Annotated in this window: 11 protein-coding genes; 7 read left to right on the plus strand and 4 right to left on the minus strand. The window is 41.2% G+C overall.

All coding sequences use genetic code 11. The features are described from left to right. Nucleotides 1–36: 36 nt before the first annotated feature. Entirely contained in the window at nt 37–423 is a 387-nt protein-coding gene (apaG, locus tag DN068_RS11120) for a Co2+/Mg2+ efflux protein ApaG (protein WP_110998986.1), read from the plus strand. 101 nt (nt 424–524) lie between these two features. Here the strand turns inward: apaG and DN068_RS22130 are convergent, their stop codons facing one another. After that, entirely contained in the window at nt 525–698 is a 174-nt protein-coding gene (locus DN068_RS22130; protein WP_165836363.1) for a YciI family protein, read from the minus strand. A 413-nt stretch (nt 699–1,111) separates the two neighbouring features. On the opposite strand from DN068_RS22130, the gene typA reads away from it, so the two are divergent. From typA to DN068_RS11140, 4 genes are all read left to right on the plus strand, one after another. Continuing rightward, nucleotides 1,112–2,920, plus strand: a complete 1,809-nt coding sequence (gene typA, locus DN068_RS11125) for a translational GTPase TypA (protein WP_110998987.1) — start codon at nt 1,112–1,114, stop codon at nt 2,918–2,920. Nucleotides 2,921–3,034: 114 nt separating this feature from the next. Then, a complete protein-coding gene (locus tag DN068_RS11130) occupies nt 3,035–4,060 on the plus strand; it encodes a homocysteine S-methyltransferase family protein (protein ID WP_110998988.1) in 1,026 nt (341 codons plus the stop codon). A gap of 368 nt (nt 4,061–4,428) precedes the next feature. Next, complete coding sequence (locus DN068_RS11135) at nt 4,429–5,301, plus strand: UDP-2,3-diacylglucosamine diphosphatase (protein ID WP_110998989.1); 873 nt, start codon at nt 4,429–4,431, stop codon at nt 5,299–5,301. Between the two features lie 11 nt (nt 5,302–5,312). Further along, nucleotides 5,313–6,341 (plus strand): glycosyltransferase family protein, encoded by a 1,029-nt coding sequence (locus tag DN068_RS11140; RefSeq protein ID WP_110998990.1) that lies wholly within the window; start codon nt 5,313–5,315, stop codon nt 6,339–6,341. A gap of 27 nt (nt 6,342–6,368) precedes the next feature. Here DN068_RS11140 and DN068_RS11145 read toward each other — a convergent pair whose 3' ends face one another. The 3 genes from DN068_RS11145 to DN068_RS11155 all read right to left on the minus strand — a co-directional run bounded on the left by DN068_RS11145 (nt 6,369) and on the right by DN068_RS11155 (nt 9,539). Next, a complete protein-coding gene (locus tag DN068_RS11145) occupies nt 6,369–7,145 on the minus strand; it encodes an enoyl-CoA hydratase-related protein (protein WP_110998991.1) in 777 nt (258 codons plus the stop codon). A gap of 131 nt (nt 7,146–7,276) precedes the next feature. Beyond that, a complete protein-coding gene (locus tag DN068_RS11150) occupies nt 7,277–7,702 on the minus strand; it encodes a bactofilin family protein (protein ID WP_110998992.1) in 426 nt (141 codons plus the stop codon). A 178-nt stretch (nt 7,703–7,880) separates the two neighbouring features. Further along, nucleotides 7,881–9,539, minus strand: a complete 1,659-nt coding sequence (locus tag DN068_RS11155) for a CTP synthase (RefSeq protein WP_110998993.1) — start codon at nt 9,537–9,539, stop codon at nt 7,881–7,883. Between the two features lie 337 nt (nt 9,540–9,876). On the opposite strand from DN068_RS11155, the gene DN068_RS11160 reads away from it, so the two are divergent. Together DN068_RS11160 and DN068_RS11165 are read left to right on the plus strand one after the other, a co-directional pair. Then, nucleotides 9,877–11,856 carry an alpha-ketoacid dehydrogenase subunit alpha/beta gene (locus tag DN068_RS11160; protein ID WP_110998994.1) on the plus strand — a complete coding sequence of 660 codons (1,980 nt, stop codon included), beginning with the start codon at nt 9,877–9,879 and terminating at the stop codon, nt 11,854–11,856. Nucleotides 11,857–11,939: 83 nt separating this feature from the next. Next, complete coding sequence (locus tag DN068_RS11165) at nt 11,940–12,773, plus strand: hypothetical protein (RefSeq protein WP_110998995.1); 834 nt, start codon at nt 11,940–11,942, stop codon at nt 12,771–12,773. Nucleotides 12,774–13,164: the final 391 nt, after the last annotated feature.

Raw genomic sequence — 13,164 nt, forward strand, 5'->3', positions numbered from 1 at the left:
TTTACTTTAGACGAGGAAATTAAAAGAAAACAAAAAATGGTAAAGCAAATAACTGAAGGTGTCAGTATTACTGTTGAAACATTCTATCAACCGAATCAAAGTAATCCGTTAAACGGGGAATATCTTTTTGCATACAGAATAACAATTGAAAATTTAAGTACAGTGCCAGTGAAATTACTTCGCAGACATTGGCATATTGTCGATTCTAATGGCTTGTTTCGTGAAGTCGAAGGGGAGGGTGTAGTAGGTCAGCAACCGATCATACAGCCCGGGGAAGACTATCAATATGTCTCAGCATGCAATCTGCGCACGGAGATTGGAAAGATGTATGGTACGTATCTGATGGAAAATCTTTACAACAAAAAGAACTTTACTGTAGCGATTCCGGAATTTAAATTACTAGCGCCATTTAAAATGAACTAAGAGTAGAGTGAATTAATGTTCTGCTTTTAATTTACCATTTATTTATTCGCGTTATTTGAAAACAAAACTTTGATCTGATCACCAGGGATGAATTTCATAAGCTAATTTACCGGAAGAAATGACGGATCAGTAATCAACAATTGCTCTACTTCTTCTTTTGTGTCGCAGTTAAAAATAAGTATGCCTCGTCGGTTTCCGTCATTACCGAATGGACCTGCTACAACAATCTTTTCCATTTCTGCAAGTCGGGTAATATATGCTAAATGCCCTTTCATGATCTCAGTAGTTTTTATGCTATTCTGAGTTTTTCTGTTTTTCCTTTTGTCATCACGAAATACTGTTTTAATTTCATGGATTGCCCATTCATGTTTACAGTTTGTGTACGTGGATGATTTTTTTCTGAACAGAAATATTAAGCGAAAATAGCAGAGCTAGGGAACAAAATATTAATATTTATATATTATAATAATTTATCTTTATTAGGTTTTAAAGTTATAAAATGTATTTATTCCGAAATAAATTAATACTTTAAATAAACTTAACTGTCCTTTATTAATTGTAGTCTAATATTTTCGTACCTTTGCGCAAAATTTGAAATGGATGGAGCGCTGTGTGAGTGTCGGTTTTGAGTAAATGAGAAATTTCCTTCGTTCAGCGTATTAAAAAAATCCATCGTTTAATTTATTTTATGCAAATCAGAAACATTGCCATTATCGCGCACGTTGACCACGGTAAAACAACGCTCGTAGATAAAATTATTCATGCGACTAAAGTATTCCGTGACAACCAGGAAACGGGTGAACTGATCATGGATAACAACGATCTGGAACGTGAGCGTGGTATTACCATCCTCAGTAAAAACATCTCAGTAAACTACAAGGATGTTAAGATCAACGTTATCGATACTCCAGGCCACGCCGATTTCGGTGGTGAAGTAGAACGCGTTTTGAAAATGGCAGATGGTGTTGTGCTGCTTGTGGATGCTTTCGAAGGTCCGATGCCGCAAACACGTTTCGTACTGCAAAAAGCACTCGAACTGAATCTGCGTCCAATCGTCGTAATCAACAAAGTAGATAAGCCAAACTGCCGTCCTGACGAAGTGCACGATGCAGTATTTGAACTGTTCTTCCAGCTTGATGCTACCGAAGATCAGCTCAACTTCCCGACTATCTACGGTTCTTCTAAACAAGGTTGGTTTAACACGTCTCTGACGCCTACAGAGGACATCACTCCGCTGTTGGATACTATCCTTGAAAAAGTTCCTGAACCGAAAGTAACCGAAGGTACTGTTCAAATGCAGATCACTTCACTGGATTACTCTTCATTCCTCGGCCGTATTGCCATTGGTAAAGTGGTTCGTGGTACATTGAAAGAAGGTATGCCGGTACAACTGTGCAAACTGGATGGTTCAATGGTGAAAAGCCGTATCAAAGAGCTGTATACGTTCGAAGGTATGGGCAAGAAAAAAGTAACTGAAGTAGCTGCTGGTGATATCTGTGCAATCGTAGGTATCGAAGATTTCCAGATCGGTGAAACAGTTGCTGATTTCGAAAACCCAGAGGCATTGCCGGTAATTGCTATCGATGAGCCGACAATGAATATGCAGTTCAGCATCAATAACTCGCCTTTCTTTGGCCGTGAAGGTAAATTCGTTACCAGCCGTAACCTCCGCGACCGTTTGAATAAAGAGCTTGAAAAGAATCTCGCATTGCGTGTTAAAGACACCGATGACGCTGATAAATTCCTGGTTTATGGTCGTGGTATCCTCCACTTGAGCGTATTGGTTGAAACAATGCGTCGTGAAGGTTATGAACTGACTGTAGGTCAGCCACAGGTAATCACTAAAGAAATCGATGGCCAGAAATGTGAACCATACGAATCATTGGTGGTAGACGTTCCTTCTGAATTCTCTGGTAAAGTAATTGACCTCGTTACGCAACGTAAAGGTGAAATGCTGATCATGGAAAGCAAAGGTGAAATGCAACACCTGGAATTTGACGTTCCTTCACGTGGTTTGATCGGTCTGCGTTCACAAATGCTGACTGCTACTGCAGGTGAAGCTGTAATGGCGCACCGCTTTAGCGAATACAAGCCTTGGAAAGGTACTATCCCTGGCCGTAACAACGGTGTTTTGGTAGCAAAACAAGCTGGTACTACTACCGCTTATTCTATCGATAAACTGCAGGATCGTGGTTCATTCTTCGTTGACCCGGGTGAAGAAATTTACGCTGGTCAGATCTTGGCTGAGCACATTAAACCAGGTGACCTGAACGTAAATGCTGTGGAAGGTAAAAAACTGACCAACATGCGTGCATCAGGTTCAGATGGCACCAGCAGCATCACTCCGAAAATTCAAATGACTCTGGAAGAATGTATGGAATACATCCAACAGGACGAATGTATCGAGGTAACGCCGCAAAGCATCCGTTTGCGTAAAATCATGCTCGATGAGAATGATCGTGCGAAATACGCGAAAATGCTGAAAATCGAAGCTTAATCAGCTTTTTGAAAAATAAATGGAAAGTCCCTGCTTTATGCGGGGACTTTTTTATTAAACATGTCTATAACGGCATATCAACCGTTAGGGCCATATTCCTTAATTTTGCCAATCATGACAAAAAGAGAAATTCTTACAGGATTATTGGAACAACGTATCCTCATCATTGACGGGGCTATGGGAACCATGATCCAGCGACATAAATTACAAGAAGAAGATTATCGCGGCGAGCGTTTTAAAGACTGGCATATAGATCTGAAGGGAAATAACGATTTGCTGTGCCTTACGCAGCCCGAAATTATTAAAGGAATACATAAGCAATATCTAACTGCGGGCGCCAATATCATCGAAACAAACACGTTTAACGCGCAACAGGTTTCGATGGCCGACTATGATATGCAGTCACTTTCTTATGAAATCAATTTTGCAGCGGCACAAATCGCGCAGCAGGCGGTAAAAGAATTTAAGGCAGAACATCCGGATGCAAACTGTTTTGTTGCAGGCGCAATCGGTCCAATGAATAAAACGCTGAGTCTTTCACCTGACGTGAACGAACCCGGTTATCGCGCTATTACTTTCGACGAAGTAGCTACAGCATATTACGAACAGATTGACGCGCTGGTGAAAGGTGGTGCGGACATTCTCCTGATTGAAACAATCTTTGATACGCTGAATGCCAAAGCTGCCATTTTTGCGATCGAGAAATATTTCCGTGATTATTCTGAGATAGAAAAATTGCCAGTAATGATTTCGGGTACGATTACCGACGCTTCTGGTCGTACGTTGAGTGGCCAAACGCTGGAAGCGTTTTATATTTCCGTAATGCACGCCAATCCGGTAAGTATCGGTTTGAACTGCGCATTGGGTGCAGAGCAAATGCGTCCACATATTGCAGAACTTTCTGAGCTGGCTGCTTGCTTTGTAAGCGCTTATCCAAACGCTGGTTTGCCGAATGCGATGGGTGAGTATGATGAAACACCTGAACAAACAGCCGCCATTGTAGGCCAATTTGCGGCTGATGGCTGGCTTAACTTAGTTGGTGGATGTTGTGGTACTACTCCGGAGCATATTGCCGCTATTGCGCAGGAAATGAAGAAATACGAGGCGCGTCATTTGCCTGAGGTTGCTGAAATTATTTAACATTAAGATGTTTTATATCTAAAGCTGCGAAGTGATCCACTTTGCAGCTTTTTTATTTTACATCTGAGTAATAGTCTTAAAAATTTTAACATAATGGATGCTGAATGAAGCATCCTTTTTATTTTTTAATAAATAGACATATTGTGTAATAATGATGGTTTTTTTATTTTAATATAATATTTAAAAACAACCATTTAGAATATATATATAAATCTGTATACTATTATTCATTTTAATGGGGCAAAATTTTGCAAATCAGACTTGAAATGATTTTAATATTTCCTTAATACATTCTTAATCCAGCCTTTATAATTAAATGTTCTCTTTGTAAAAGCCCTCAAATTTTTAAACACGCTTTTATAAAAGATATGGCTAAACGGGAAGTAGATATAGTTGTGATATCGGATGTGCATTTGGGCACCTATGGTTGTCATGCGAAAGAGTTGTTGCAGTATTTGAAAAGTATCAGCCCCAAGGCAGTCGTGTTAAACGGCGACATTATAGACATCTGGCAATTCAGCAAACGGTATTGGCCGGCAACACATATGATGGTTGTAAAGCATCTTGTTGGGCTAATCGCGAAGGATGTGCCTGTTTATTACATCCCAGGTAATCATGATGAATTACTCCGGCGGTTTAAAGATTTCCATCTTGGCTCCTTGAAAATTGCCAATAAACTTTCTTTGAAAATTGATGGTGCCAATGTCTGGATTTTCCATGGAGATGTGTTTGACGTGGTGATGCAACATAGTAAGTGGCTGGCAAAACTGGGCGCGATAGGTTATGATACACTTATTCTTATCAACCGTTTCGTCAATTTCATTTCTTTAAAAATGGGTCGTGGAAAGATTTCTCTTTCTAAAAAAGTCAAAAACAGTGTGAAAGGTGCGGTGAAATTCATCAACAAATTCGAATCAACTGTTTGTGAAATAGCAGCCAGCAATCAGTATAAATATGTGATTTGCGGACATATCCATCAACCGGAAATTAATACAGTTGTAACCGAAAAAGGCTCAGTTATTTATATGAATTCAGGTGACTGGATCGAAAATCTGACCGCACTGGAATACAACGAAAATAAATGGAGTATTTATCGTTATTCTGAAGATCCAGTGGCTCAAGCTATAGAAATCAAGAATAAGAAGAAAAATAAGGGTGAAAGTCCTAAGGAACTGATGGCTAGCTTACTGCATGAACTTAATGTCAAGAATCCAGAACATGGCCCTGTTGAAACAGACTAAAAAATACTAACGTGAATATTCTTTTCGCCATTCAAGGTACAGGAAATGGCCATTTGAGCCGTGCCCGTGATGTTTACCCAGAGCTTTGCCGATATGGAAATGTAGACGTGCTTATTTCTGGTATTCAGGCAGATGTAGAGGTCCCGTTTCCGGTAAAATATAAGTTTTACGGTCTTAGCTTCATTTTTGGCAACCACGGCGGCGTAGATCTTTGGCAAACAGCCAAAAGCATGAAATTGCCCCGTTTAATTCGTGATATTTCTAGTCTTCCGGTTCGTGATTATGATTTAGTGATTAATGATTTTGAGCCAGTAAGTGCCTGGGCCTGCAAAATGAAAAAGGTTCCCTGTATTGCGCTGAGTCACCAATCGGCTGTGTTAGATAAAAAAGTGCCATTGCCGGATGAGCATGACCGTTTCGGAATGCTGGTATTGCGGAGATATGCACCGTACACCGCCGCTTATGGTTTTCATTTTCGTTCATTTTCCCGAGATATTTATACACCGGTGATCCGGAAAGAAGTTAGAGAATTGGCTGCTACTAATGAAGGGCATATAACGGTTTATCTTCCAGCCTATAATGATCATGATCTGATACAGCACTTATCTCGTTTTGAGGAGGTAGAATGGCAGGTATTTTCCAAACACAATAAAGAAGCATTCTCTCATAAGAATGTGCATATTAGCCCGATAGAAAATAAAGCTTTTATCAAAAGCATGGCTTCAAGTAATGGAGTATTACTTGGTGCTGGTTTTGAAGGGCCCGCAGAAGCGATGTTTCTTGGTAAAAAGATAATGGTAATACCGATGCAGAATCAATATGAACAACAATGTAATGCCGCTGCATTGGCTAATATGGGTATTCCGGTTATTAAATCACTGAGCAGGAAATATTATGATCGTATCCGTTTGTGGTTGAGCGCGGGAAAAGTATTACGTGTGGATTATCCGGATCAGACCGCACAGATCATTGACCGTATTATACTTGAACATGCAACGATCGCCGGAAATGAAAAAGCGCAACTGGGATTGTTGCGCTAAGTATTGTTTTTAGAGAAAATTCAGGAATTACTTGCCTTTAAATTCAGGCTTTCTTTTTTCAAGGAAACCATTGACGCCTTCCTTAAAATCTTCAGTGCGACCTGCTTTCACCTGCAGTTCTTTTTCCAGTTCCAGCTGCTGATTCAGGTTGTTGTTATAAGACTGATTCAGTGCACGTTTAGTAAGGCCAAGGCCAATTGTCGGCATTTGGGCCAGAGTAGCAGCAATGCGCTTGCTTTCCTGTTCGAACATTTCATCATCGTAAGCGCGGTAGATCATACCCATGTTTACTGCTTCTTCTGCAGTTACTTTATCGGCCAGCATCATTAGTGCAGAAGCGCGTTGTAAACCTACCAGGCGTGGCAGGAAGAATGTGCCGCCACTATCAGGAACGAGGCCTATTTTGCTGAATGCCTGAACAAAAGATGCTGATTTATTAGCTACTACCACATCGCACGCAAGGGCGAGATTAGCGCCGGCACCGGCTGCGACACCATTTACGGCTGCAACTATAGGTTTTTCAATGTTTCTGAAACGGGAAATAACCGGATTATAATGCTCGCGTACCACTTTTTCAAAATCAATCTCCGCAGGAGAAGGAAATTCGCTCAGATCCTGGCCCGCACAAAAGCCTTTGCCATTGCCGGTAATATAGATACAACGCACATTGTCATCTTTTTCGCAGGCATCAAGATGAGCCTGTAAAGTCAGCGCCATGTCGCGGTTAAAGCTATTGTATTTTTCAGGTCGGTTAAGAGTTATATATGCAACGCCATTTTCGATGTGCAGTAAGACAGTACTCATGAAAAAGTATTAGAAATCAAATGTAAAAATGCAAATAATTTGGCAGAATATTATATCGAACTTATACTTATTTATAATGTAAAATTTTCATAGGTATAAAAATATATATTCAAACTGCTATTGCCGATGTATTAATTTAAAACACCAGCAGATCGTTTTGTTTTTTCTTCTTTTTGCGAAAGAGCGTTCAGGCTGGGCGTCATCTGGCAGTTACCATTAAATACCGCAGCAGGTTCAATTTGGAGTTTTCCGGAATTAATATTGCCGTTAATCAGGCAATTATCTTTCAGTTGAAGCAGCTCTTTTATAAAAAGGTTTCCGGTCACTTTGCCGACTATGTCCGCTTCATGTGCTGTAACATCACCTTCTATTTCGCCTTCAGGGCCTATTACAACTTTTGCCTTTGTCTGCACATTCCCAATGATTTTGCCGTCTATCCGCACATTGGTTTCGCTCGTAATATCACCTTTAATAACTGTGCCCGTACTGATTGTGGTGGTACTATTGGCTAACTGATCATAGGAAAAATCTCCCTTTGATTTATTACCTCCAAACATAAAATTGAATGGTTAATGATTTCATTCAAAATACGTGGATTTGAAATATGAATGTCCAAAATGTCATTTTTTTATTGTTAACCAATAATCCAAAAATCGGACCAGAATTTAATGAGTATAAAAAAGCCGGTAAAATTTTACCGGCTTTAGCTATTTATAAACAGATCTCAATAATCAATTAAGCAACTGTTTTTTCGAAAACTTTGTGCGTATTGCCATTGTTGCGCTGTTCCTGCGCTTCTTTAGCGGCTTTTACAAATGCAACGAACAAAGGATGCGGGTTTTCCACAGTGCTCTTATATTCAGGATGGAACTGAGTACCTACGTAGAATGGATGTTCCGGAATTTCAACGATTTCAACCAGACCCGTCTTAGGATTTTTACCTACCGGAATCATACCTGCTTTTTCAAAAGCATCGATGTACTCATTATTGAACTCATAACGGTGACGATGACGTTCTGAAATACGGTTAGAACCATAAATTTTAGCCGCTTTAGAGTCATCACGGAGTTCACAGTCATATGCGCCCAGACGCATTGTACCACCCATTTGTGTGATGGCTTTTTGCTCTTCCATCATGGCAATTACAGCGTTATGCGTATCAGGATTCATTTCTGTAGAATGTGCAGTTGCCATATTAAGTACGTTGCGAGCAAACTCAACACAAGCCATTTGCATACCCAGACAAATACCGAAGAATGGAATTTTATTTTCACGTGCGAATCGAATCGCATCGATTTTACCTTCAATACCACGGCTTCCGAAGCCAGGAGCTACCAGAATCGCATCCAGATTGTGCAGTTTTTCTACCGCGTTTTCCGGAGTCAGATATTCAGAGTGGATATTGCGTACTTCTACTTTACACTCATTCATGGCACCAGCGTGGATCAGCGCTTCCAAAATAGATTTGTAAGCATCCTGCAGTTCCACATATTTACCGATAAGACCAATGGTTACTTTAGATTTTGGATAGCGGAGTTTGTTAAGGAATTCTTTCCATTTACCTAAACCGAGTTCAGGATCAGGACCGAGTTCCAGACCGAGCTTCTGCAGACAGATCACATCCAGGCGTTCGCGCATCATTTCCAGCGGTACGCTGTAGATAGTGTCGGCATCCAACGCTTCAATAACTGAATCTTGCGTCACATTACAGAACTGAGCGATTTTGCGTTTCAGATCTTTGTATAAAGGCTCTTCGGTACGGCAAACCAGGATATCCGGATTAATACCGTTTTCACTAAGCAGTTTTACAGAGTGTTGTGTTGGCTTTGTTTTCAGTTCCTTAGCTGCTTTCAGGTAAGGAATCAAAGTCAGGTGCACTACCAGACAGTTGTCATCACCGAGTTCCCATTTCAGCTGACGAACCGCCTCAATGTATGGCAGCGATTCAATGTCACCTACAGTACCACCCAGTTCGGTAATCACGATATCAAACTGATCATCATTGCCCAGAAGCATAATGCGACGTTTGATTTCATCGGTGATGTGCGGAATTACCTGCACGGTTTTACCGAGGTAAGCGCCTTCACGCTCTTTGTTGATTACATACTGATAAATACGGCCGGTGGTAACGTTGTTGGCCTGAGAAGTGTGCGTATTGAGATAACGCTCATAGTGGCCGAGATCGAGATCTGTTTCCGCGCCATCTTCCGTTACATAACATTCACCATGCTCGTACGGGTTTAGCGTACCAGGGTCAACGTTGATATACGGATCAAATTTTTGGATGGTGGTGCGAAAGCCACGTGCCTGGAGCAATTTTGCCAGGGATGCTGCAATAATTCCTTTACCTAACGAAGACGTAACGCCTCCGGTTACAAATATATACTTAGTCATAACGCTCCAGTTTTATGACCGGTGCGCAGCTATCGCAAAACAATAAAATAGTCGGGAAAAGCTGTTCGGTCGCACAAAGTTAAGAAACTGTAAGCAATGCGACAATTCGGTGTTTTAAATTAAGCAAATGTGTATTTTATTTTTCCTGAAAATCAGGGCGAACAAAGCAAAAATATTTAGTGAAGATTAGTTGCCGGGCAATTTCAAGAAGAATTAAAAATTTGTTCCGGAAAACTTATCTATTAAATTATTTTATCTGAGAAAATGCTGGAAATAGTTTGCCGCGCATAGTACCATTAGTAATGAAGTAATTTACCTTTGCCCCCAAATATTTTGTATGCGATTTGACAGGACTGGCTTAACGAATGATCAGCTTATACAATTATATACAGAGCTGGTGCGTCCGAGAATGATTGAAGAAAAAATGTTGGTGCTGCTGAGACAAGGCCGCATCAGCAAATGGTTTAGTGGGATAGGACAGGAAGCTATTTCTATCGGAGCCACACTGGCGCTCGATTCGGACGAATATATCATGCCGCTGCACCGGAATCTTGGCGTATTTACAGCACGTAAAATGCCGTTTGATAAATTATTTATGCAATGGCAAGGCCGCAAAGAAGGTTTTTCTAAAGGCCGTGAACGCTCTTTCCACTTTGGCGCCAACGAATATCATATCTGTGGTATGATTTCGCATCTTGGTCCTCAGCTGGCATTGGCCGACGGTGTTGCATTAGCTCATAAACTGAATAAAGAAAATAAAGTATCGCTCGCATTCAGCGGCGATGGCGGTACCAGTGAAGGTGATTTTCATGAGGCGCTCAACGTAGCAGCTGTATGGGGCCTGCCGGTTATTTTCCTTATTGAGAACAATGGTTACGGTTTAAGTACGCCGGTAAACGAACAATTCGTTTGTAAGCAACTCGCAGATCGTGCTGTAGGTTATGGAATGAAAGGTTTGACGATCGATGGAAATAACATCCTTGAAGTGTACAAAACCATCAGCGAAGCCCGTGAATATTGTATCAAAGAGCAAAAGCCTATTCTTATTGAATGTATGACGTTCCGTATGCGTGGCCATGAAGAAGCCAGCGGCGTGAAGTACGTTCCAAAGGAATTGTTTGAAGAATGGGGTAAAAAAGATCCGATTGCTAATTATGAAGCATATCTGCTGAAAGAAAAAGTGATCAAGCAACCGCAGATCGATGCAATTCGTGCAGGTATTCAGAAAGAAATTGAAGAAGGGTTGGCAACCGGATTCGCGGCAGAACCAATCAAACCGGATACAGCAGCGGAAATAGCGGATGTATATGCACCGCACGACAGCAAAGCGATTGCGCCGGCTTCAGAAGCAAAATCAGAGAAGAAATTTATACAAGCCATCAGTGATGCATTGCGCATTTCTATGGAGCGCCATCCAAATCTGGTTTTGATGGGGCAGGATATTGCGGAATACGGCGGTGCTTTTAAAGTAACAGATGGTTTTGCTGCACAATTTGGTAAAGAACGTGTGCGCAATACACCAATCTGTGAAAGTGCTATTGTGGGTGCCGCTTTAGGTCTTTCGCTGAAAGGCGGCAAGGCAATGATGGAGATGCAGTTTGCTGATTTTGTTACAGTAGGTTTTAATCAGATTATCAACAACCTGGCAAAAATTTATTACCGTTGGGGCCAGAATGCAGACGTGGTAGTACGTATGCCTACAGGCGGTGGTGTTGGCGCTGGTCCATTCCACTCACAGAGTAACGAGGCATGGTTTGTACATACTCCAGGTTTGAAAGTTGTTTATCCTTCTACACCGGAAGATGCAAAAGGCTTACTGTTGGCAGCATTGGAAGATCCAAACCCGGTGATGTTCTTTGAACACAAAGCACTTTATCGCAGCATCAGTGGTATGGTTCCTGATGATTTTTATACAGTAGAGATCGGAAAGGCGCGCCAGGTGCAGGAAGGTGAAGATATCAGCATCATTACTTACGGAGCCGGTGTGCATTGGGCGATGGATTATGCAAAAAATCATCCGGAGCTGAGCATTGATATTCTTGACCTGCGCACATTGTTGCCATTGGATTATGATGCCATTAAAGCAGCTGTAATGCGTACCGGGAAGGTATTGTTGCTGCATGAAGACACATTGACCGGAGGAATTGGCGGTGAATTAGCGGCATGGATTTCTGAAAATTGCTTCGAACACCTGGATGCGCCAGTTGTGCGTTGTGCAAGTCTGGATACGCCTGTGCCGTTTGCAATTGAGCTGGAACAGAATTTCCTAGCGAAAAGCAGACTGGACGCAGCTGTTAAGAAACTGCAACAATACTAATCTGTGATTTAATAAATATTCTTTTAAAATGCCCTGTATAACTGCAGGGCGTTTTTTATTTTCGTACGCGAAATTACACAGTCATGAAATTTTCGAATCTACATATAGCTGTTGCAACGGCGATGCTTGTTTCTTTTACTGCTTGTCAGAGCGGGGTTAATAAAAGTCACGGGCCTATTGTAATTGGTGATTCATCAACGATCGTAACAGAAGCCGATTCTAAATATTTAGAAGATTTCGTAACGGATATTCAACCGAAGACTCCTGACACTGCAACTGTTTCAACCGAAACGACCACACCCAAAGATACTGTTCAAGCCGCGCCGAAAGAGCAACCAAAACAACAAGAGCCGGTAACTCAGGCGCCGAAGGGTAACGGTCTGACAGTAGAGTTTAAGGATGTTACCGTATTTATTCCCGGTGTCTCCAGCAAAAGTGGTAATAGTAAACACAACGGTAATAGCGCAGCATACGGTCTTTCTGGCGGGGAACTGAATGGAAGTCAGCTTCAAATCAGCGGGGGAACGGTACAAAAACTAACGCAGCGTTATACAACATCCGTCATTCTTGATGGTGATCTTGGGACTTTTGTCTTGGAACAACTCAACCATACTTCCAGCTGGACGCCTCTTAAAGGTAACGGCAGCAACTATTATATTACCGGTTTAGATGATCGTCATCTCGAGCATTCAAATGCCAGTGCTAATGCAATCAGAAGTGCCGTTCAACGCGCTGCAAAAGCTAAAAGACTGAGCCGCAAAAAGGAAAATGAATTACTCAATAGTGTTCGTAATGTAAAAGCAGTCAACCAAAAGCCGCTGGAAGTTGTATTACGTACTGTAGTTTGGCAGATTGAAGGAAAAGACGCTAAAGGTAAAAGCTTCCGCAAAGAATTACGAATTGACATGCCTATTTAAGTTGTAATGTTGATTTCGTCAGACGATTAATACTTTCAAAAACGTTGATAAGTTGAAATGGCCCTCCTGAAGGGCCATTTACATTTTGTGCCGACTAATCAATATTTTATTGGTTTGGATGATTCAGTGTATACCCATGAGGTGATAAAGAAATTTAAGCTTCGAAAAGATCCTTTTTTACTGATTTATTGCGCCAAAGAATCGGGATCCGCTTTTAATAAGAACGGCTTGTTTTGTTTTAGCGAATAGTTGCAAATTTTCATTTCTCTCAAAATCTGCGAATGCCTAGTCTGGAGCGTGATTATTACGCTGTTAGTGAAATTTGTCGTATTGAAATTGGCATCATAATTGATGGTAACTCCAATACTCGGAGTTGCTATGATGTTATTAT

Source organism: Taibaiella soli (assembly GCF_003236175.1).
GTDB lineage: Bacteria > Bacteroidota > Bacteroidia > Chitinophagales > Chitinophagaceae > QKTW01.

What these genes read in the sequence shown, in the direction of transcription:
- DN068_RS11155 (WP_110998993.1), bottom strand. Translation starts at nt 9,539, where the DNA reads ATGACTAAGTATATATTTGTAACCGGAGGCGTTACGTCTTCGTTAGGT.
- DN068_RS22130 (WP_165836363.1), bottom strand. Translation starts at nt 698, where the DNA reads ATGAAAGGGCATTTAGCATATATTACCCGACTTGCAGAAATGGAAAAG.
- DN068_RS11165 (WP_110998995.1), top strand. Translation starts at nt 11,940, where the DNA reads ATGAAATTTTCGAATCTACATATAGCTGTTGCAACGGCGATGCTTGTT.
- DN068_RS11150 (WP_110998992.1), bottom strand. Translation starts at nt 7,702, where the DNA reads ATGTTTGGAGGTAATAAATCAAAGGGAGATTTTTCCTATGATCAGTTA.
- DN068_RS11145 (WP_110998991.1), bottom strand. Translation starts at nt 7,145, where the DNA reads ATGAGTACTGTCTTACTGCACATCGAAAATGGCGTTGCATATATAACT.
- DN068_RS11135 (WP_110998989.1), top strand. Translation starts at nt 4,429, where the DNA reads ATGGCTAAACGGGAAGTAGATATAGTTGTGATATCGGATGTGCATTTG.
- apaG (WP_110998986.1), top strand. Translation starts at nt 37, where the DNA reads ATGGTAAAGCAAATAACTGAAGGTGTCAGTATTACTGTTGAAACATTC.
- DN068_RS11160 (WP_110998994.1), top strand. Translation starts at nt 9,877, where the DNA reads ATGCGATTTGACAGGACTGGCTTAACGAATGATCAGCTTATACAATTA.
- DN068_RS11130 (WP_110998988.1), top strand. Translation starts at nt 3,035, where the DNA reads ATGACAAAAAGAGAAATTCTTACAGGATTATTGGAACAACGTATCCTC.
- typA (WP_110998987.1), top strand. Translation starts at nt 1,112, where the DNA reads ATGCAAATCAGAAACATTGCCATTATCGCGCACGTTGACCACGGTAAA.